Source organism: Halorubellus salinus (assembly GCF_020567525.1).
GTDB lineage: Archaea > Halobacteriota > Halobacteria > Halobacteriales > Natrialbaceae > Halorubellus > Halorubellus salinus.
In genome coordinates this window covers 57,521-76,261 of the sequence record NZ_JAJCVI010000001.1, presented here as the reverse complement: position 1 = coordinate 76,261, position 18,741 = coordinate 57,521, and the positions used below count along the sequence as shown (strand labels likewise).

The following is an 18,741-nucleotide window of genomic DNA, read 5'->3' as shown; positions in this document are numbered from 1 at the left end:
GACGGGGTTACTGTGTCTCACTCGCCTGCGGGTCGCGCGACCACTGCACGGCGCCGTTGTGCCACGCCCAGGCGAGCCCCACGACGAGGACGCCGATGAATATGAGCATCGGCGCCAGAACGGTCACGAGTCCGACGCCGTCTTCGAGAGCAGACCGATAGATGACCGTCCAAGGGAAGATGAGGACGGTCTCGATGTCGAAGACGACGAACAGGAGTGCGACCATGTAGTACTGGATGTTGAAGCGGATGCGAGTCCCGCCGGTGGGGACCTCACCGCTCTCGTACGTGGTGCGCTTACTGTCTTCTGGAACGCTCGGCCGCAACAGCGACGATACCAGCATCATACTCAGCGGTATCACCACTGAAACGACCCCGAGCGCCCCGACTGCTATCCATGGATTCATACCGTGTACTCCGTATCATCTGCGGGTTTGAAGCGCACCCATATAAGGGTTGATTCTTGGGGTTTTCGGGTTCCTGCGGGGGTATCCGTCGGGAAGACGAAGGAATCGACGTGAGCCCGGTGTACTACGCTGTTTTGTTTCACTGGGCGCTTGCGCGCACGCGAGCGTCGGTGGTCCGGGTGCGGTCGACGGTCGGGGCGACGTCCCGGCGCGGGCCGAGCGCGAGGGCGTCCTCTGCGTCGGTTGGGGTGTCGGCGGCGGCGCCGGAGACGCTGGCGCGCGCCCGCCGCCGGTTGGCTTGTGCTCGTCGGTATCTGGCGCGTGCTCCTCGCCGTCGTCGGCGTCGCGGTCCGCTGTCGCCGGTCCGTCCGTGCCGTCGTCGGGCCGCCGGAGCACCGGCATCGCCGACCGTCCCTGCGGGACGAACGTATCGGTTCGCTGAACGCCGTCCGTGTAGGATACCCGTGCCCTTCGTCGGACGGTCGGGCCGTCCGCGCGTCACTCGTGTTTCTCGCGGAAGCCAGGGGTGCCGAGCGTGTGGAGGTCGTGGGAGACGTCGGCGACGTCGGCCTTGAGGCCCTCGTGGTAGTCGACGAGGCGGTCGCGGAGGTCGTCGTGCTCGCGGGCGAGGATCATCGCCGCGGAGAGCGCGGCGTTGAAGCTCTTCCCGGCGTCGACGGCGGTGAGCGGCGCGCCCGTGGGCATCCCGATGACGGAGTCGACCGATTTCTCCTGGACGGGGACGCCGACGACGGGAACCGGGTACGCGATGCTCGCGGTCATGTTCGGGAGGTCCGCGGACTTCCCGCCGGCGCCCGCGATGACGACGTCGAGCCCGCGTGCTTCGGCGGTCTCGGCGTACGCGTACATGAGTTCGGGCGTCCGGTGGGCGGACACGACGAACGTCTCGAACGTGAACCGCGCGTCGGGGGCGTCGTCGTAGTCGGTCTGTTCTGCGAACCCGAGTTCGTCGACGAGCGCGTCGTATGCGCCCACCGACTCGGCGGTCCCCATCATGACGTCGAGGTCCGAGTCCGATCCCATGACGATGCCGACGTCGGGCGTCTCGTCGCTGGGTCGGTCGTCGTCGGCCTGTGCGTGGAGGTCGTCGATGAGCGCTTGCAGTCTGTCTGTCATTGGGTGCTGAGAGGCGATGGTGGGTGTGGGTCAGTCGAACGCGATGCCGTCGCGGAGGGTGCGGGCGCCGGCGAGCAGGTCGCCGACGGATTCGTCGGCCGTCTGCACGCACGTGACGTGGCCCATCTTCCGGAGCGGGCGCGTCTCGCGTTTGCCGTACCAGTGGAGGTTCGCGCCGGGCGCTTCGAGGATGACGTCGACGTCGTCGACGACGGCGTCCCGCGAGTGGTCGCCGTCGCCGAGGAGGTTCGCCATCGCGGTCGGCCCGCGGAGGCCGGTCGCGGCGAGCGGCCAGCCGAGGACGGCGCGGACGTGCTGCTCGAACTGACTGGAGTGCGCGCCCTCGATCGTCCAGTGTCCGGAGTTGTGCGGCCGGGGCGCGATCTCGTTGACGGAGATGCTGCCGTCCGCGTGTTCGAACAGTTCGATGCCGTAGACGCCGCGGCCGTCGAGGACGTCGAGGACGTCGAGTGCGACGTCGCGGGCGCGGTCGCGGACGTCGTCACTCGTGCGGGCGGGGACGACGGTCTCGCGGAGTATCTGCTCGCGGTGGACGTTCTCGCCGACGGGGAACGCGGCGGTGTCGTCGTCGCCCTGGACGGCGATGACGGAGAGTTCGCGCTCGTAGTCGACGAACGACTCGACCATCGCGTTCCCTTCGCCGCCGACTTCGGCGAGCGCGGCGGCGTGGTCGGTGTCGGCGTCCACGGGGACGTTCCCGCGGCCGTCGTACCCACCGGTGCGCGCCTTCAGCATCGCGGGTGCGCCGAGGTCGTCGAGCGCGTCCGCGACGTCGCTCGGGGATTCGACCTCGTGGAATTCGGGGACGGGCACGCCGGCGTCGGCGAGCGCGCGCTTCTGAACGAGCTTGTCGTGGATCAAATCGAGCGTCGCGGGCTTGGGGTGACAGGGGACGCCGGTGTCGCGCTCGATGCGTTCGAGCGCGTCCTGGTCGGCGAGCTCGATCTCGAACGTGAGGTAGTCGGCGCGTTCGGCGAGGTCGCGGATGGCGTCGGTGTCGTCGAAGTCGGCGACGATCTGGTCGCGTGCCGGTGGCGCGGCCGGACAGTCCGGCGTCGGGTCGAGAACCAGGACGTCGACGCCGAGGGGCGAGGCGGCTTCGGCGAGCATCCGTCCGAGCTGGCCGCCGCCGACGACCCCGAGCGTCGGGCCGGGCGTCGAGAGCGTGGTCATCACGCGAGGGGTTCTGCGGGCCGGCGCTTAACGGTTCCTCCTTCCATGCGCGCGAACGCCGGACTGGCCGGCATCGCCGACGGCGGTCGCGTTCGTCGCTCGCTCGACCGCGGGCGCATCCAGCGCGTTGGTGACCCCGGCGTCGCTGTCGACGAAGACGGTGACGGTGACGTTGCGCTGCGTGAGGTTGAACGTCGTCCGGTCGTAGCCGCCACCGAGGACCGTGGAGACGTTCCCGGCGAGCTGCGAGCGGACGACGACGACGGGCGGCTCCGTCGCCGCGAGCTCTTCGAGGCGGGCGAGCGTCCGGGCGCTGTCGGTCGTCGCGTTCATCGACGCGGTGTACCACGGGAGCGGGAGGCGGTTGTACCAGCCTTCGTTCGCTTCGACGAGTTCGTACTCGCCGTCGTCGCGTTGCGTGTAGACGTCGCCGACGGGGAGGCGGTCGACGCGCTCGGGGTTCTCGAGGTAGAAGTACGCGCCGTAGTAGACGACGTCCGGGCCGTCCTCGTTCGCCCCGGCCGCGGCGTCGACGCGTTCGAGGGTGTCGCGGACGTCGTCGGCTGGCTGGCCGTACTGGACGAGCGGGTTGTCCTGGCTCTGGGGGTGGAGGTAGGCGGTGCCGGCGGCGGTGGTGAGGGGGACGGCGAGTGCGACGCAGAGGACGATGGCGGCGACGCCGGCGACCCCGGGGTCGCGCTCGCGCGCTGCCGTCGCGAGGCGTCTGGCGACCGCGGCGACGGCGACCGCCGCGGGGATGGCGAGCGGGACGACGACGTGGACGGCGTGCCAGGGGGCGTTCACGAGCATCGCGAGCGGGGAGACTACCGCGGCGAGGCCGCCCCAGACGAGCGCGAACTCGACGAGTTCGTCGCGGTCGCCGTAGCGGTTCGCGACGAACCCGAGGACGCCCGCGGTGACGACCGTGAGGCTCGTGACCGCGAGCGTCAGGAGGAGCGGGAGCGTGAACGTGAGGTAGTCGTTGTGGTTGGACGCGACCCAGACGCCGTAGTACTCCGTGAGTGGGGTGACGAGGCCGGCTTCGACGAGCGCGGGGAGTGCGAGTGGGTCCGCGAGCGAACTCCAGAGGCCGAGCCCGTCGGGGTTCCGTGGCGCGAACAGGGCGAGCGTGAGGGCGAGGAACCAGACGGTCGCGAGGACGCCGGGTGCACGCCACCGGCGGACGCGAGCGCCGAGGGCGGTGCCGCGGAGGAGGACGCCGACGATGCCGGCGGCGGCGGCGAGCCACGTGAGTGCGAACGCGACCTCGCGGCTCCCGGCGGCGAGCGGAGACCCGAGGAAGCCCGAGGCGCCGACGTACGCGGCGACGACGCCGCCGACGAGCCAGACCGCGTTCCGGTCGGCGATGCGGTCGGCGTCCTGGAGCGACAGTCCGGCGAGGAGCGCGACGACGGCGACGAGGACGGCGACGACGACCGTCGAGAACGGGCCGACCGCGAGGACGACGACGGGGTTGAAGATTGCGACGACCGCCATCTCGGGCGTGCCGCGCGCTCGGACCGCGGCGACGAGTTCGCCGCCGCGACGATGGTCGAACACTGGCCGTCGGGCGACGGCGCGGAGGAACGCGCGCTGGTCCGCGACGACGAGGCCGGCGGCGATCCAGAACGCGACGTAGAGGGGAGCGTTGGCCTTCGAGGCGAACGCGAGCGCGCCGAACGTGCTCGCGGAATACAGGTATCGCGCGTCGTCCGTGTGTCGAGTCCGGACGAGGAACCCGAGCGCGGCGAGCGCGAACGCGGCGACGAGGACGTCGTTGCGCACGAACCGCGAGTAGTAGACGAGCACGGGGTTCGCGGCGAGGAGCACGCCGAACGCGAGCACTTCGCTGTCTCGGAGGTGGTCGCGGAACAGCCACGCCGCGAGTGGAAGGAGGCCGCCGACGACCGCGACGGGGAGGCGCGCGACGAGGTCGGACGCCCCGATGAGTTCGAAGAGGACGCGGTCGACGTGATAGAGCAGCGGGCCGTGCGTGACCGGTCGGTACTCGAAGACGCCGGTCGCGGCGTACCGGAGGACGTCGTACCCGAGGCGGGCTTCGCCCCAGTGCGCGATGCGGTCGCCGAGCGCGAGTACTCGCGCGAGCGTCCCACCGACCGCGAGCGCGAGCAGCGCGGCGAACGTGCCGCGTCGGTCGGTCCGACGAGAGGTCATCGTTCCCCACCTGTCCCCCGGACGGTAAGGGCTTTGTCAATCCGCACGCCCGCTCCGGGCCCGATCGCGGCCGGCGAGCGCGGCAACGTTTGCCCGTGCAGCCGGTCCCGGTAGGTTCTTGTGGCGTCTCGGCAACCGGTGGTGTATGGCACGGCTCGGACTGGTGGTTGCCGAATTCAATCGGTCGGTCACCGCGGAGATGGAGGACGCCGCGCTCTCGGCGGCCGCTGCGCGCGACGCCGAGGTCGTCGACGTCACGTCGGTCCCCGGCGCGTACGACTCGCCGCTGGCGGCGGACCGGCTGGCGCGACGGGACGACGTCGACGCGGTCGCCGTCGTCGGCGCGATCGTCACCGGCGACACGAACCACGACGAGGTCATCGGGAACGCGACCGCCCAGAAGCTCACGGACGTGAGCCTGGAGCGCGACACCCCGGTGACCCTCGGCGTGACCGGGCCGGGAATGAGCGGTGCGGAAGCCAGGGAGCGCGTCGAGAACGCCGCGCACGCGGTCGACGGCGCGCTCGACCTGGTCGCCGAACTCGAGGACGACTCATGACCATGGATTTCGCTTCTCGCGTCGAACGCGTGGAACCGTCCGCGACGCTGGCCATCTCGAACGCCGCCTCCGAACTCGAAGCGGAGGGGCACGACGTGGTGGACCTCAGCGTCGGTGAACCAGACTTCCCGACCCCGAAGAACGTCGTCGAGGCGGGGAAGGCCGCGATGGACGCCGGCCACACCGGCTACACGTCCAGCAACGGCATCCCCGCGCTCAAGGAAGCGATCGTGGACAAGCTCGCGGACGACGGCCTGGACTACGCGACCGACGAGGTCGTGGTGACCCCCGGCGGCAAGCAGGGCCTGTTCGAGATCATCATGTCGCTCATCGACGACGGCGACGAGGTCGTTCTCCTGGACCCGGCGTGGGTGTCCTACGAGGCGATGGTGAAGATGGCGGGCGGCACGCTCAGTCGCGTGGACACGTCGCCGTACGACTTCCAGCTCGAGCCGGCGCTCGACGAACTCGCGGAGGTCGTCACGGACGACACCGAGTTGCTCGTCGTGAACTCGCCGAGCAACCCCACCGGCGCAGTGTACTCCGACGCGGCGATGGAGGGCGTGCGCGACCTCGCCGTCGAGCACGACGTCGCGGTCATCAGCGACGAGATCTACAAGGAGATCACGTACGGCGTCGAGTCCACGAGCCTCGGGAGCCTGGACGGCATGGGCGACCGCACCATCACCCTGAACGGGTTCTCGAAGGCGTACTCGATGACCGGCTGGCGGCTCGGTTACTACGCGGCGCCCCAGGCGCTCGTCGACCAGTCGAGCAAGCTCCACAGTCACTCGGTGTCGTGTGCGGTGAACTTCGTCCAGCACGCGGGCGTGGAAGCGCTCCAGAACACCGACGACGCAGTAGAGGAGATGGTCGAGGCGTTCGAGTCGCGTCGCGACCTCCTCGTGGACCTCTTCGACGACCACGGCGTGCACGCGGCGACCCCCGACGGCGCGTTCTACCTCATGCCCGAGGTGGCGGACGACGACCAAGCGTGGTGCGAGGCCGCCATCGAGGACGCGCACGTCGCGACCGTCCCCGGGAGCGCGTTCGGCACGCCCGGCTACGCGCGACTGTCCTACGCAGCCAGTGAAGAGCGCCTCCGCGAGGGCGTGCAGCGGCTCGCCGACGAAGACCTCATCTGAGGGCTCCGCGACGGCGCGCTACTCGTTCTTCTTCGTGAACGTCAGGCAGTACGAGTGGTCGTAGCCGTAGCCGAACGTCCCGTCGCCGTGGTCGCGGTCGTCGCCTGCTTCCCAGCCGACGACGACCTCGCCGTCGAACTCGAGGACGTTCGCCACGCGGTCGGCGACGTCCCACGCGAGCGTCGTCACGCGACCCTCGTGCTTCATGTTCGAGACGTCGACGACGACGTGCGCGCCGGTCGCGAGAACCGACTCGACGCGCGAGAACGCGCGCTCTACGTCGTCGAGGTAGTCGACGTACGTGCTCTCCCCGGCGTAGTTCTCGAAGGGGTTCCGGGTGTCGGTGCGTTCCATGAACGGCGGCGACGTGAAGCACATGTCGCACGCGGGGAACCACGCGTCGTCGAGGTCGAGGACGCTCCCGTGGTGGACGCGGGCAGCGTCTGCGACCGCGTCGCGGGCGTGCTCGACGCGGTCGGCGTCGTACTCGATACCGTAGGCCTCGCGGTCGAGTCGCTCGGCGACGGCGAGCGTCGTCCCGAACCCAGCGAACGGGTCGAGGACGCGGTCGCCGGGCTCGGTGTACTCGGTGAGGAACCGTTCGACGAGCGCGTGCGGCGTCCGGAACTCGTCGTCGTGGTCCGCGGGGAGCGCGGTGTCGTGTGCGTACTCGAGGGACAGGAACGTTCTCACGAGCCAGTCATCCGGACTCTGCAGAATCAGTGTTGTGGACGCGTGCTACCGCGCGACACGACTGGGCCTGTCGTCGTGCCCGTTCCACGAAAGCGCTGCCACCGGCGGAAACACCATTACGGTGGTCGCCGTGAGTGTTCGTATGAATTCGTCCGACCGAGTGACCGTCGAGGACGTGATGTCGTCACCGCTGGAGACCGTGTCGAAGGACGCGACCGTCATGAAGGCGACCAAGCGCATGCGCGAACTGGACATCAACGCGCTCGTGGTGCCGACGAACCCGCGCGGTATCATCAGTAGCACGGACGTCCTGGACGCCGTCGCCGAGGGCCGGAACGTCTCCGAGCTCACGGTCGGGGACGTGATGACCGAGGACGTCGAGACCGTCAGCCCGGACCTCTACATGGAGGAGGTCGCTGCGATGATGACGACGTACGGCATCAAGCACCTGCCCGTGGTCGACGACGACTACGTCGGCATGATATCGTCGACCGACGTCACTGGCACCATCTCGTGAACCGCTAGTCGACCGTTCAGTCGCCGCGTTCGTCGAGGATGCGGTCGATGATGCGACCCGTCGACAGGAGTTCGTCGTCGTAGCGTCTTTCGCGAGCGCTCGCTCGACTGACCTCGCAGTCGATGCCGCGCTCGGAGAGCGCGCGCTGGATGCTCGCCTCGTCGTGGTGCTGGTCGTGCCCGAGGACGACGTAGTCCGGGTCGATGCGCTCGATCGGCACGAAGATGTCCTCGCGGTCCCCGAGGTGTGCTTCGTCGACGACGTCGAGCGCGGCGACCATGTCGCGGCGCTGACGGTCGGCGAGGATGGGTTTCTCCTTGTGCGTGACGTTCCCGCGTCGTGCGATGATGACGTGGAGTTCGTCGCCGTACGACGCTGCGTCTTCGAGGTAGTGCACGTGCCCCGGGTGGAGGATGTCGAACGTGCCCTGTGCGATTGCTCGTGTCATCTAGTAGGTGTCTCCTGGCCGCAGTTCGTCGTCGATGTCGTACTGGTCGAAGTCGAAGAACGCCTCCGGGTCGTCGAGGTCGACGTCGAGGACCGGGAGCGTGGTCGCCTCGCCTTCCTGATCGAACGCCCGCCAGTCACTCGTCCGGTACGGCGCACCCATGATGACGTGCACGCTCCCGGACGTGAACGTCGCCAGGTCGGCGTCACTCGGCCGGAGGACGCCGTTCGGGTGCGAGTGAATGGAGCCGACGGTCCGCATGTCGTTCGGGATCATGTTATTGTCGACGGTCGCACTCATCTCGTTCGACGTCGTCCCCGGGATGACGAGGACGTCGGTCACGACGTAGTCGTCCGGGTGGATCTCCTCGTCGAGGTCGAACTCGCGCGCCGGCGTCCCACGCATGAACCCCATGTACTCGTTCGGGTGCGTGTCTTCGGCCGACGAGAGCGCGAACTCGAGCGTGTCCCGCGCGATACCCGCGACGTTTCGCGACCGGAAGAACCGGTCGAACAACCCCATGCCCGCAACTCGTCGTCTCGGCTACCTGAACGTTGCGGATGCGGGCCGCACGAGCGTCACGCGGCCCGCACGAGCGTACGGCGCCCCCCAGGGCGCCGTTTCAGCGGTGCGGGGGCGTTCGCGGTCGGTGCTGTGGTGACTACTCGCGGATGCGGCCCGCACGAGCGTACGGCGCCCCCCAGGGCGCCGTTTCGGCGGTGCGGTCGCTTGCCTGGTTGCTGTGGGGTGGTGGGTGTGTGTGCGTGCAAGTGGCGGTTTCTGGCGGGGCGGGGCGTCTTGACAAGGATTAAACGGCGGCGGAGCAAATCCGAGGGTAACATGACTGTTGAATCTGCCGGCGGGGCGGAGCGTCCGGTCGTCTTCGATCTCGCTCCGGCGTGTACCGTCGACGACGTTGATGCGGAGGTGCCGTACTTGGCGACGGTGAACGGGGTCGTCGAGTACGGGGTGTTCGTTGATTTGTCGGAGTCGGTGTCGGGTCTCGTGCACGAGTCGAACCTGGACGGGTCGTATTCGGTCGGTGACGAGCTCGTCGTGGAACTGGAGTCGGTGCGGGACAACGGCGACCTGTCGTTCGTGCTCGCGGACGTCGCGGGCGAGTACGACGTGGAGCGGGCGAGCGAGGACGTGGCGTTGACGGCGACGAGTGCGTTGTCGACGCAGCTCGGTGATCGCGTGCACGTCGAGGGCGAGGTCACGCAGATCAAGCAGACGGGTGGGCCGACGGTGTTCCAGGTTCGCGACGAGCACGGCGTGGTGCCGGCGACGGCGTTCGCGTCCGCTGGCGTTCGCGCGCACCCCGAGATCGAGGTCGGTGACGTGGTGCGTATCGCGGGCGAGGTCGAGAAGCGCGAGGGAACGCACCAGATCGAGGTCGAGCACATCGAGACGCTCGAGGGCGACGCCGCGGACGCGGTCCACGAGCGCCTTGAGAGCGCGATGCTGGATGCGGCGGAGCCGAACGACGTGGAGCCGCTCGTGGAGTGGGAGGCGTTCGAGAAGCTCCGCCCGGACCTGGAGGCGGTCGCGCAGGAACTCCGGAAGACCGTCATCGAGGGACGCCCCATCCGGCTGCGGCATCACGCGGACGGTGACGGGATGTGCGCGAGCGTCCCGGTGCAGGCGGCGTTGGAGGCGTTCATCGAGGACGTCCACGAGGACGGTGACGCGAAACGCCACCTGTTCAAGCGCCTGCCGTCGAAGGCGCCGTTCTACGAGATGGAGGACGCGACGCGCGACCTGAACTTCGCGCTCGAGGACCGCTCGCGGCACGGCCAGAAGCTCCCGCTGCTCCTGATGCTCGACAACGGGAGTACCGCGGAGGACGTGCCGGCGTACGAGACGCTCGCGCACTACGACATCCCCATCGTCGTCGTCGACCACCATCACCCGGATCCCGAGGCGGTCGACGACCTCCTGACGCATCACGTGAACCCGTACCTCTACGACGAGGACTACCGGGTGACGACGGGGATGATGTGCGTGGAGCTCGCGCGCATGATCCACCCCGAGTTCGCCGACAAGCTCGACCACGTCCCCGCGGTCGCGGGGCTCGCGGACCGGTCGAAGGCCGAGGCGATGACGGACTACCTCGAACTCGCGAACGACGCGGGCTACAGCGAGGACGACCTCCGCGACATCTCGGAGGCGCTGGATTACGGCGCGCACTGGCTCCGGTACAACTCCGGCCAGCATCTCATCGACGACGCGCTGAACGTGCGGTGCGACGACGAGGCACGCCACGAGGAGCTCGTGGACTTCCTCGCGTCGCGCTCGCGAGAGCGCGTGGAGACGCAACTCGACCGCGCCATGGAGCACGTCGAGCACGAAGAGCTGGACAACGGCGCGCAACTCTACCGCATCGACGTGGAGAATCACGCGAAGCGCTTCACGTACCCGGCACCGGGGAACACGACCGGCGAGATCCACGACCGGAAGGTCAAGGAGACCGGTGACCCCGTCATCACGATTGGATACGGGCCGGACTTCGCGGTGCTGCGGTCGGACGGCGTGCGTCTGGACATCCCGAACATGGTGACCGAACTCACCGAGGAGGTCGCAGAAGGCGGGGTCTCGGGCGGCGGGCACCTCGTCGTCGGCTCGATCAAGTTCGTGAAGGGCCGCCGCGAGGAGGTCCTGGACGCGCTCGTCGAGAAGATGGCGGATGCAGACATCGACGAGGACGTCTCCAGTCTCTCCGCGGTCGACGACGTCTGAGGCTGGGTTCGACAGCGTTCTTTTCGCGGTCAGTTCTCGAAGTGGATCCGTCGCGCGAGCGCTGCGAGGACGACGAGGACGGCGACGGCGGTGGCGACTGCGAGCCACGTGGGGATGGGTGTCTTCGTGCCGCCTTGCCAGTCGCGGGCGAGGGCGTCCGCGTAGTAGTCCGCGACGGCGTCGCCGTGGAGGACGACGGCGACCTCTCGGTTCTCGCGGAGCGAGTGGTCGTTCCAGTTGATGGAGCCGAGGACGACGGTGTCGTCGACGACGATGCCTTTCGCGTGCACCTTCCGGAATCGGCCGTCCGGGTCGACGAGTCGGGCGTCGAGCGGGAGGGATTCGCGTTCGGCGATGGTGGTGAGCGCGTCGACGACCGCCTGGTTCTCTTCGCGAGCGTACCACGCGGAGGAGAGGAGGATGCGGACGTCGACGCCGCGGCGAGCGGCCGCGACGGTCTCGCGGACGAGAACGCCGTCGCGGGCGGCGGTCATCTGGAGGACCTGCACGCGGTCGGTCGCGTTCCGGAGGCGTGCGGTGAGCGCCCGTTCGGCGTTGTCGGGGGCGACGAGGACGGTCGCGCGCTCGGCGGTGACGTTGCGCGACCGGATTCGCGTGGGGTACGTGGCGTTCGCGGCGCGAGTCGATTGGGCGGCCGCCTCCGTGGTGACGCTCGTCCAGGGTCTCGCGTCCGGTCCCGTCCAGTCGCTGTCGAAGACGTCCCGGAGCGCGCTCGCGGTCGCTTCGTCTCGGAGGACGACTCCCCAGCCGCGGTTCGCGTGCCCGCCGGTCCCGGAGGGTTTCCAGTTCTCGGTGAGGACGACGGCGACGTCGTCCGCGACGAGGTACTTCGCGTGATGGTAGTCGTAGCGTGCGCGGCGTCCGCCGAGTGCCCGAACCGCGATGCCGGAGTCGGAGAGGTCCTCGAGGACGCGTACCTGGCGCGGCGTGACGCCGCCGACTGGGGCGTCGTCGACGAGCACGCGGACGTCGACGCCGCGGTCGGCTGCGCGCTCGAGTGCGTCGGCGACGCGTTCGGACGCGAACGTGTACCCGGCGAGGGAGATCCTCGTCGACGCGTTCCGGATGGGGGCGAGCGGCACGGCGACGTCTGGCGTGACGAACGCTCGCGCGTCGACGCTCGCCGTTGTCGCTGGCGCGTGGGCGGTCGCACCGAGCGGTCGGAACGCGCCGTCGACGTACCGTTCGCCTTCGGGCGCGTCCTCGTACGCGACGGCGTCCGCCGTCGTCCCGTTCGGTCGGGCGAGCACCAGTCGTTCGCCGCCGTTCGACAGCGCGAGCCCCGCGGCGGTGACACCAGGGATGCGCGTGCTGCTCCCGTCGTTCCCGTGGCTCCCGTTCGCGCGGGCGTGAGTCGGCGCGGACGCGTTCGCTCGGAGGCGACGTGCGGCGGAGACGTTCGCTGCGACGACCACGACCCCGGAGACGGTCCGGTTCGGGAGCGAGACCGTGGTCTCGCCGTCCGAGAGCGTCCAGTTCCCGACGGCAGTGCGATCGGGGAACGACAACAGGACGTACTCGCCGGCGTCACCGTCGGCGACCGGATTCGGGTAGACCGCCTCGACTCGCGGCCCCGACTCGTTCTCCCTGGCCGCCTCCGACAGCGAGGACGGACTCACTCCCGCCGCTGCCGTGGATGCCCCGACTGGCGGGGCTGCCGGGTCGACGTCCGCCATCGACGCGGACCCAGCACCGGTCGCTATCGCCGGTGCGACGAGCAACCAGACCAGGGCTACCGCGACCGTACGTCCTCGTGGCACGCCGACCGTAGCCGCGCCCCGTCACAAGAACCCTCGGGCGTAGCGGTCGCTCCTTGAATCGTAGCACGCACGAATCGATGTGCGAACGGTGCGAGGACCCTCCTCGAACGAGTGAAACGGATCGGTGAGAGGAACGAGTGACGCGAACGAACGACGCGCTCAGGCGACCTTCTCGGCTTCCGCCTGCACGATGAACGCGCGGTCGTCGACGTACCCCGAGACCTCCTCCAAGGCGGCCTCGGTCCCGATCTGGTTGAGCGCCCACGCGGCACTGGCACGCACGCGGTCGGCTTCCGCCTCGTCAGCGAGGACGTCCGCGAGCGGGCTGATGGCGCGCGTGTCACCGAGGAGACCGAGCGCGCGAGCGGCACGCGAGCGCGTGTCCTCGCTGTCCGCCACGAGCTTGTTCGCGAGCGGCTGCGTCGCCTCCTCGCTCCCGATCTCGCCGAGTGCGCGGAACGTCGCCTTCTGGAGTTCCGGGTCGGAGTCCGCGTCCACGTAGTCGACGAGCGTCTCCACGGGCTCCTCGCTCCCGATCTTCCCGAGGATGCGGATCGCGGCTTTGTCGCGGCGCTGCGCGCGCTGACTCATCTCGTCGAGGGCCTCCTCCGGGCCGAGCTTCTCCAGGACCTCCATGCAGTGACGCTCCATGAAGTCCGAGTCCAAGCGGTCGAGGACGACGAGCACGCCCTCGGCGTCGAAGTTCTTCTCGTAGACCTTGAGCGCGTGCCACTCCGGCGGGAAGTCCTTCCGGTGGTCGACCTGGTCGTAGACGCCGTGGAACTCGAGCTGTTCGCGGATGGAGAGGTCGTCCCACTCCTCGGCGTCCTCGACGGCCGCCTGGAGCGTCTCGGTCGCCTCGAGGAGCGCGGCGATGACGTCGGCGTCCTCGTCAGCGTCCAGGCCAGCGCTCTCGACGGCGTCGGCGACCGCTTCGAGCGCCGTCCCCAGGCTCTCGGGTTCCTCGTCGTCGGCGTCGAACGATTCGTCGAGTTCCTCGCCGGCGGCCTCGAGGAACGTCTCGACGGCCGCGTGGACGTCCTCGTGACCGTCCTCCGTCCAGCGCGTGTCCGCGACCGTGCTCGCGACATCCTCGAGGTCGCTCGCGACGTCCGCCGCGTACGGGCCGCGCGCCTCTTCGAGGTCGCTCTGGACGTCCTCGATGTCCGCGACGAGTTCCTCCTCGGGCGCGTCCTCGTCCTCGTCGTCGGGTTCGGGGAGGTCGCTCGCCTCCACGTCCGCTTCCAGTTGCTCGACGTCGGCCTCGACGTCGTCGAGGTCGGCCTCGGTCTCCGCGGCGTCGAGGAGTTCCTGGAGTTCCTCGAGTCGGTCGCGGAGTTCCTCGACGCTGTAGTCGGTCCCTTCGGTGTCGTCGGCTGCCTCGCCGTCGGCGTCGCCGTTCTCGGGTTCGTCCTCGCTCATGGGCGAACACCAGCCGTGAGAGTCATACGGGAACGTCGGGCCAGCGGTTTCCTAAGCGTTTCCATACAGGTTCGCGACCGCGGGGTCGTCCTCCCGCCAGTAGAACCACGGGCCAGCCACGAGATACGCGACGCCGAGCGTGAGGATGGCGTACGGGAACGTCCGGCCGAACGCGTAGGGAACGAGCACGGCGAGCGCGTGCACGACGCCCATCAGGAGCGCGTCGCGCGCAAGGAGGTCCGGGTACGTCACCGTGGACACCATGAGGTAGACGAACGCGCCGGTCGCGGCGAGGAGGACGCGCGGGTCGGTGACGCCCGAGAGGACGGCCGCGGCGAGGATGGTCGCTGCGAGCGTCGTCTGCACGCCCTCCGTGTGGTCGTCCGCGGTATCGTACGCCGTGTAGAGGCCGAGGCGGACGACGCCCATCGCGACGAACAACGCGGGGACGGCGAGGACGAGCGCCAGGAGCACCCCCGGGTCGGCGATGCTGACCGCCCAGGCGTCCCTGACGCTCACGTAGACCACGACCGCAGGGGCGACGCAGAACGACGCGACGTCCGCGAGCGAGTCCAGGTAGGGGCCGGCCGCCGAGCCGCCGGAGTAGCGTGCGACCACGCCGTCGAGCCCGTCGGCGATGCCAGCGAGGAGGACGAGTCTCGCCGCGAGCTCCGGGTCCGCGAACGCCACCACGACCGCGACGAAGCCCAGGCAGGCGTTCGTCGTCGTGACGGCGTCCGCGAGACTCAATCGCCCGACGAACCGCGGCAACATATCGAACGACTGCGTGAAGCGCACCAATAGGACTTGCGTTCTGCCCGCCTGCGGGCGCGTCACCCGGGCCGCGGCCGACCGCGCCGGGTCGTTCGCGACGCGAGCGCGTGGTGGTTCACCGGTCGAACGTGCCTCGGGAACCGCGGTACATTTGTCCGGGAGGCCCTAAGCGGCGCGCATGAACCGCCGTTCGGTCCTCGCGTCCGGCGCACTCGCGACAGCGGGCGCACTCTCGGGATGCCTCGCGGTCTTCAATAGCACCGGTAGCGGGAACGACGACTTCGACGTCGGGATGGGCGACAGCGTGTACGAGCCCGACGAGATAACGGTCTCCGTCGGCGACACGGTCGTCTGGAAGAACACGAGCGGTCGTGCACACACCGTCACCGCGTACGACACGGGGGTCCCCGACGGCGGCGCGTACTTCGCCTCGGGCGGGTTCGACGACGAGCAGGCGGCGCGGGACGCGTGGGCGCGCGGCGCCGGCGGTATCGTCTCCGGCGACACCTACGAGCACACGTTCGAGACCGCCGGCGAGTTCCAGTACTTCTGCATCCCCCACGAGCGCCAGGCGATGACCGGGAGCGTCGTCGTCGAAGAGTAATCGACTCACGGCCCCAACCCGTCGCCTCCGCTACTCGCGACCACACACACCACGGTTGCACGTGAAGAAAGGCGTCTCGGGCACGCGAACGCCGCGTGCGTGGGAGTTCGATTACTCCTCGTCGTCCGGTTCGATCTCGTCCGCGACCTCGTCCTCGTCGACCTCGACGGCCGTCTCCTCCTCCGCGGCGACCTCCTCGGGACGGGCTTCGAGCGTCATCTTCTGGATCTCCACGCGACGCAGCGGGTAGATCGTCTTCGCCTCGCTGTAGATCGCCGAGGACATCCGGCCCTCGACGACGCTGTCGACGAGCGCCTCGAACGTGCGCTCCTCGGCAGCCGCCTCGACCTGGTCGATCATCGTCCGGCGGATGGCCTTCTCCTGGCTCGCGTCCGCCTTCTTCGTCGTGAACGCCACGGGCTGGATCTGGACGCGGTAGTCGTCCGTCGACAGCACCGTGATGTACGCCTCGACCTTCGAGGCGCCACGGCGCACGAGACTACGGAGGTAGTCTCGCGTGAGCTCGTGGGACACGAACTCGGTGTACGCGGCGTCGCTCCCGACGTCGTTGATCTTGAACGTGAGCTTCGTGTTGTTCTCGCTGGCGTCCTGCTTGAGGTCGCCGAGCGTTGTTTCGATGGTGCGACCGAGCACCTGGTCCGGTTCGTCTGCGGGCGTGGTACCGAGTTCCTCGCGACCGAACTGCTCGGGCGCGTGAATCGTGTACCAGCGTTTCTGGTCCTTCTTACGGGAGACTGATCGTTCGCTCATGTGTTGTGATTCGATGTGTGGTTGGCAGTCTGTACGATTCGCTCCGCGACGCCGACGTTCACGACGTAGTCGTCGACGGTCGACTGGAGGCCGCTCGTCGTCTCGCGCTCGATGCACGTCACGACGCGGCCGTCCTCGACCGTCGTCTCCATCTCGCTCGTGTTGTCCGGCGCGAGCGCTGCCGCGACGAGTGCGGCGTCGTCGTGGGTCGTCTCGATGGTCGCGGTTCTCATAGTGCAGCCCTCAGCGAGTCGACGAACTCGTCGGTCTCGCAGTCGATGGTCGCGTAGCCAGCGTCGGCGGTACCGTCGTGCTCGCCACCGGTCTGCGTGGTGACGCGCGCCAGCACGTCGCCGACGCCCACGTCGGGCGTCCCGGCGACCGCGACGGCGTCACCAGCAGGGTCGATGGCGGCGACGGCGGGTTCCGGCGAGCGGTAGTCGCGGACGAGGCGCGCGGTCGTCGCGAGCGGCGCGTCCACGTCGCGGACGACGACGACGCCGTCGTGGCGAGCGCGCTCGCACGACCCGACCGCCTCGTGGGCGGCCGTCGCGCCCTCGCGCCACGCCGACAGCGCGCTCTCGCGGACGTCGTGCCCGAGCGCCACCGCGACGCCCGTGCCCGGCGCGCTCTCCGCGAGCACCGCGAGCACGTCCGCGTACCCGGCGACGGTCGCGAACGGCGCGTCCGCGTCGGCGAGCACGTACGGACGGAGTGCACGCTCGACGGCGTCGCCCGAGCGCGCCGGCGCCTCCGCGGCACCGGTCGCAGCGATGGCGACGAACGACGCGACCCGTCGACGGTCGTCGTCGGACAGGTCCACGTCGCCCGCGAGGACGTCCGCGTCCACGGACAACGCACCGAGCGCGTTCCGCGCCGCGTCCTCGTCGCCCGAGAACGACGCGTGCACGAGCGTCGAGTGCGCGAGCGCGTCGACGACGTCGTCGACGGGCCCCGCGACGCCGGGACGACGGTCGAGCCGCCCCCCGGCCTCCGCGGACTCCACGAGTCGTGCGCTCGAGCCAGCACCCGGTGTCACGCCAGCCGCGGCGACGCCGACGAGCGCCAGCACCGAGTCCGCGGTCGCGCCGAGCTCGCCAGCGAGCCGCCACGCCGCGACGCTCGCCGGCTCGTCCACGGGGTCCAGATGCACGGCGTCGCTCGCGCGCGAATCACCGACGACCACGGTGACGTCGCCCGCCGAGGCGTCCTCGACGCGACGCGTCCGGTCCTCGATAGTGCGACCGACGCTCACCTGGAACGGCGTTCCGCGCGAAGCGAGCACGCGACCGAGCAACCCGGCAGCCGCCACCGCATCGCCGCTCGCGCGAGCGACGACGCGCACGAACGGCGCATCGGCTACCTCGGTCGCGACGCTCGCCGCGTCGAGCCCGCCGTCGGTACCACTGCGACCTGACTGCGACATCTGACGTTAGTCGTCGTACCCGAGGAGTTCCTTCACTTCCTCGTGCTCGTACGTGAAGTCCTCGTCGAGGACGTCACCACGGTAGTACGAGACGAGACGGCGCACCTTCGACTCCGCGTTCTGGAGCGCGCGCTTGTTCGACGCGTCCAGCGGATGCTCCTCCATGTGATCGCGGAGACGCACGGCGCGCTCCATGAGGTTCCGGAGGTCCTCCGGGAGCTCGTCCGTCGCATCGTGCTCCTCGAGGATCTCCGTGACCTTCTTTCCGGTCGCGAGCTTGACGTCCGGCACCGGCGTGCCCTGAACGCCCTCGTCGCGCAGCTTCATCCCGATCTGGGACGGGTCGTAACCCTGTTCTTTCAGTTCGACGACGCGGTCTTCGACAGCGTCCGCGTCGACGTCGCTCCACTCCGGCGGTTCGTCCGCCGCAGGCTTGTCCGAACCGGACGAGCCTCGACGGCGCGTGTGCATTCGTGCCATTGTTGAGGATAGGAACCGCAGCGGCGCAGATAGTCACCCGACCGCCACCCCACGCTGCGCGCAGGGCTCGCGGTCGGGACGCACTATCGCAATCCCAAGCCACCCAAGCGGGCAGCGAGTCAGATTTGCGACCGTGCCGTTCCCGCCAATACCTCCGGCGAGCGCGCTCAAAAGGGTTTCCAAACACATCACCAACCCACGCCAAACCCTCCCACGACAGCGACGCGATTCGAGGGGTTTATCAATCACCCACGGACAAAGTAGTCTTGCGAACGCGGGCTTGTAGATCAGCGGTAGATCATCCCCCTGGCACGGGGAAGGCCTCGGGTTCAAATCCCGACAAGTCCACTCACATTCTGACGACTCCAATCGTCGAGCGTAGCGAGTCGTCGGAGTCGTCAGAATTGACCGTCGCAGACGGGATTTGAAGCCATACCAGTCGCGCACAGCGAGTGAAGCGAGCGAGCAGG

19 protein-coding genes and 1 tRNA gene are annotated in these 18,741 nt (G+C 69.2%); 6 read left to right on the top strand and 14 right to left on the bottom strand.

Annotated features, from left to right (window positions below; all coding sequences use genetic code 11):
• Positions 1 to 7: 7 nt before the first annotated feature.
• From LI336_RS00365 to LI336_RS00350, 4 genes are all read right to left on the bottom strand, one after another.
• Positions 8 to 406 carry an NADH-quinone oxidoreductase subunit A gene (locus tag LI336_RS00365; protein WP_227130637.1) on the bottom strand — a complete coding sequence of 133 codons (399 nt, stop codon included), beginning with the start codon at positions 404 to 406 and terminating at the stop codon, positions 8 to 10.
• A 498-nt stretch (positions 407 to 904) separates the two neighbouring features.
• Positions 905 to 1,543, bottom strand: coding sequence for an AIR carboxylase family protein (locus tag LI336_RS00360; RefSeq protein ID WP_227130636.1), 639 nt, complete (start codon positions 1,541 to 1,543; stop codon positions 905 to 907).
• Between the two features lie 30 nt (positions 1,544 to 1,573).
• Positions 1,574 to 2,737 (bottom strand): 5-(carboxyamino)imidazole ribonucleotide synthase, encoded by a 1,164-nt coding sequence (locus tag LI336_RS00355; RefSeq protein WP_227130635.1) that lies wholly within the window; start codon positions 2,735 to 2,737, stop codon positions 1,574 to 1,576.
• 27 nt (positions 2,738 to 2,764) lie between these two features.
• A complete protein-coding gene (locus LI336_RS00350) occupies positions 2,765 to 4,912 on the bottom strand; it encodes a flippase activity-associated protein Agl23 (RefSeq protein ID WP_227130634.1) in 2,148 nt (715 codons plus the stop codon).
• A 145-nt stretch (positions 4,913 to 5,057) separates the two neighbouring features.
• Between LI336_RS00350 and ribH the strand changes: the two genes are divergently transcribed.
• Positions 5,058 to 5,471, top strand: coding sequence for a 6,7-dimethyl-8-ribityllumazine synthase (gene ribH / locus LI336_RS00345; RefSeq protein ID WP_227130633.1), 414 nt, complete (start codon positions 5,058 to 5,060; stop codon positions 5,469 to 5,471).
• Positions 5,468 to 6,616, top strand: a complete 1,149-nt coding sequence (locus LI336_RS00340; RefSeq protein WP_227130632.1) for a pyridoxal phosphate-dependent aminotransferase — start codon at positions 5,468 to 5,470, stop codon at positions 6,614 to 6,616. The genes ribH and LI336_RS00340 overlap by 4 nt, the downstream gene beginning before the upstream one ends.
• An 18-nt stretch (positions 6,617 to 6,634) precedes the next feature.
• Here the strand turns inward: LI336_RS00340 and LI336_RS00335 are convergent, their stop codons facing one another.
• Positions 6,635 to 7,309, bottom strand: a complete 675-nt coding sequence (locus LI336_RS00335; protein ID WP_227130631.1) for a DNA methyltransferase — start codon at positions 7,307 to 7,309, stop codon at positions 6,635 to 6,637.
• Between the two features lie 142 nt (positions 7,310 to 7,451).
• Here LI336_RS00335 and LI336_RS00330 point away from each other — a divergent pair, with 142 nt between their 5' ends.
• The gene (locus tag LI336_RS00330; RefSeq protein ID WP_227130630.1) at positions 7,452 to 7,826 is read left to right on the top strand and encodes a CBS domain-containing protein; all 375 of its coding nucleotides are present in this window, start codon (positions 7,452 to 7,454) and stop codon (positions 7,824 to 7,826) included.
• A gap of 16 nt (positions 7,827 to 7,842) precedes the next feature.
• Here LI336_RS00330 and LI336_RS00325 read toward each other — a convergent pair whose 3' ends face one another.
• Both LI336_RS00325 and LI336_RS00320 read right to left on the bottom strand, forming a co-directional pair.
• Positions 7,843 to 8,274 carry an FAD synthase family protein gene (locus LI336_RS00325; RefSeq protein ID WP_227130629.1) on the bottom strand — a complete coding sequence of 144 codons (432 nt, stop codon included), beginning with the start codon at positions 8,272 to 8,274 and terminating at the stop codon, positions 7,843 to 7,845.
• Complete coding sequence (locus LI336_RS00320; RefSeq protein WP_227130628.1) at positions 8,275 to 8,796, bottom strand: Mov34/MPN/PAD-1 family protein; 522 nt, start codon at positions 8,794 to 8,796, stop codon at positions 8,275 to 8,277.
• 318 nt (positions 8,797 to 9,114) lie between these two features.
• On the opposite strand from LI336_RS00320, the gene han reads away from it, so the two are divergent.
• Positions 9,115 to 11,013, top strand: coding sequence for a Hef-associated nuclease (han, locus tag LI336_RS00315; RefSeq protein ID WP_227130627.1), 1,899 nt, complete (start codon positions 9,115 to 9,117; stop codon positions 11,011 to 11,013).
• Positions 11,014 to 11,042: 29 nt separating this feature from the next.
• Here han and LI336_RS00310 read toward each other — a convergent pair whose 3' ends face one another.
• The 3 genes from LI336_RS00310 to LI336_RS00300 form a co-directional block, all read right to left on the bottom strand.
• Complete coding sequence (locus tag LI336_RS00310) at positions 11,043 to 12,794, bottom strand: phospholipase D-like domain-containing protein (protein WP_227130626.1); 1,752 nt, start codon at positions 12,792 to 12,794, stop codon at positions 11,043 to 11,045.
• Between the two features lie 159 nt (positions 12,795 to 12,953).
• Positions 12,954 to 14,216 carry a HEAT repeat domain-containing protein gene (locus LI336_RS00305; protein ID WP_227130625.1) on the bottom strand — a complete coding sequence of 421 codons (1,263 nt, stop codon included), beginning with the start codon at positions 14,214 to 14,216 and terminating at the stop codon, positions 12,954 to 12,956.
• A gap of 51 nt (positions 14,217 to 14,267) precedes the next feature.
• Positions 14,268 to 14,990 carry a protein sorting system archaetidylserine synthase gene (locus LI336_RS00300; protein WP_227130624.1) on the bottom strand — a complete coding sequence of 241 codons (723 nt, stop codon included), beginning with the start codon at positions 14,988 to 14,990 and terminating at the stop codon, positions 14,268 to 14,270.
• Between the two features lie 178 nt (positions 14,991 to 15,168).
• On the opposite strand from LI336_RS00300, the gene LI336_RS00295 reads away from it, so the two are divergent.
• Positions 15,169 to 15,594: a plastocyanin/azurin family copper-binding protein gene (locus LI336_RS00295; RefSeq protein ID WP_227130623.1), complete on the top strand. Its 426-nt coding sequence runs from the start codon at positions 15,169 to 15,171 to the stop codon at positions 15,592 to 15,594.
• A gap of 111 nt (positions 15,595 to 15,705) precedes the next feature.
• On the opposite strand, the gene LI336_RS00290 is transcribed toward LI336_RS00295, so the two are convergent.
• The 4 genes from LI336_RS00290 to LI336_RS00275 are packed head-to-tail and all read right to left on the bottom strand — an operon-like array spanning position 15,706 to position 18,271.
• Positions 15,706 to 16,365: a 30S ribosomal protein S3ae gene (locus LI336_RS00290; protein WP_227130622.1), complete on the bottom strand. Its 660-nt coding sequence runs from the start codon at positions 16,363 to 16,365 to the stop codon at positions 15,706 to 15,708.
• Positions 16,362 to 16,598, bottom strand: coding sequence for a KEOPS complex subunit Pcc1 (locus LI336_RS00285; RefSeq protein ID WP_227130621.1), 237 nt, complete (start codon positions 16,596 to 16,598; stop codon positions 16,362 to 16,364). The genes LI336_RS00290 and LI336_RS00285 overlap by 4 nt, the downstream gene beginning before the upstream one ends.
• A complete protein-coding gene (locus tag LI336_RS00280; RefSeq protein ID WP_227130620.1) occupies positions 16,595 to 17,791 on the bottom strand; it encodes an exonuclease RecJ in 1,197 nt (398 codons plus the stop codon). Before LI336_RS00280 ends, LI336_RS00285 begins: the two co-directional genes overlap by 4 nt.
• Positions 17,792 to 17,797: 6 nt before the next feature.
• Entirely contained in the window at positions 17,798 to 18,271 is a 474-nt protein-coding gene (locus LI336_RS00275) for a 30S ribosomal protein S15 (protein ID WP_227130619.1), read from the bottom strand.
• A 276-nt stretch (positions 18,272 to 18,547) separates the two neighbouring features.
• On the opposite strand from LI336_RS00275, the gene LI336_RS00270 reads away from it, so the two are divergent.
• Positions 18,548 to 18,619: transfer RNA gene (locus tag LI336_RS00270), tRNA-Ala, on the top strand.
• Positions 18,620 to 18,741 lie beyond the last annotated feature (122 nt).

Excerpts from the sequence above, each read along its gene's own strand:
- LI336_RS00365 (WP_227130637.1), bottom strand. The coding sequence starts at position 406 with ATGAATCCATGGATAGCAGTCGGGGCGCTCGGGGTCGTTTCAGTGGTG.
- LI336_RS00360 (WP_227130636.1), bottom strand. The coding sequence starts at position 1,543 with ATGACAGACAGACTGCAAGCGCTCATCGACGACCTCCACGCACAGGCC.
- LI336_RS00355 (WP_227130635.1), bottom strand. The coding sequence starts at position 2,737 with ATGACCACGCTCTCGACGCCCGGCCCGACGCTCGGGGTCGTCGGCGGC.
- LI336_RS00350 (WP_227130634.1), bottom strand. The coding sequence starts at position 4,912 with ATGACCTCTCGTCGGACCGACCGACGCGGCACGTTCGCCGCGCTGCTC.
- ribH (WP_227130633.1), top strand. The coding sequence starts at position 5,058 with ATGGCACGGCTCGGACTGGTGGTTGCCGAATTCAATCGGTCGGTCACC.
- LI336_RS00340 (WP_227130632.1), top strand. The coding sequence starts at position 5,468 with ATGACCATGGATTTCGCTTCTCGCGTCGAACGCGTGGAACCGTCCGCG.
- LI336_RS00330 (WP_227130630.1), top strand. The coding sequence starts at position 7,452 with ATGAATTCGTCCGACCGAGTGACCGTCGAGGACGTGATGTCGTCACCG.
- LI336_RS00325 (WP_227130629.1), bottom strand. The coding sequence starts at position 8,274 with ATGACACGAGCAATCGCACAGGGCACGTTCGACATCCTCCACCCGGGG.
- LI336_RS00320 (WP_227130628.1), bottom strand. The coding sequence starts at position 8,796 with ATGGGGTTGTTCGACCGGTTCTTCCGGTCGCGAAACGTCGCGGGTATC.
- han (WP_227130627.1), top strand. The coding sequence starts at position 9,115 with ATGACTGTTGAATCTGCCGGCGGGGCGGAGCGTCCGGTCGTCTTCGAT.
- LI336_RS00305 (WP_227130625.1), bottom strand. The coding sequence starts at position 14,216 with ATGAGCGAGGACGAACCCGAGAACGGCGACGCCGACGGCGAGGCAGCC.
- LI336_RS00300 (WP_227130624.1), bottom strand. The coding sequence starts at position 14,990 with ATGTTGCCGCGGTTCGTCGGGCGATTGAGTCTCGCGGACGCCGTCACG.
- LI336_RS00295 (WP_227130623.1), top strand. The coding sequence starts at position 15,169 with ATGAACCGCCGTTCGGTCCTCGCGTCCGGCGCACTCGCGACAGCGGGC.
- LI336_RS00290 (WP_227130622.1), bottom strand. The coding sequence starts at position 16,365 with ATGAGCGAACGATCAGTCTCCCGTAAGAAGGACCAGAAACGCTGGTAC.
- LI336_RS00285 (WP_227130621.1), bottom strand. The coding sequence starts at position 16,598 with ATGAGAACCGCGACCATCGAGACGACCCACGACGACGCCGCACTCGTC.
- LI336_RS00280 (WP_227130620.1), bottom strand. The coding sequence starts at position 17,791 with ATGTCGCAGTCAGGTCGCAGTGGTACCGACGGCGGGCTCGACGCGGCG.
- LI336_RS00275 (WP_227130619.1), bottom strand. The coding sequence starts at position 18,271 with ATGGCACGAATGCACACGCGCCGTCGAGGCTCGTCCGGTTCGGACAAG.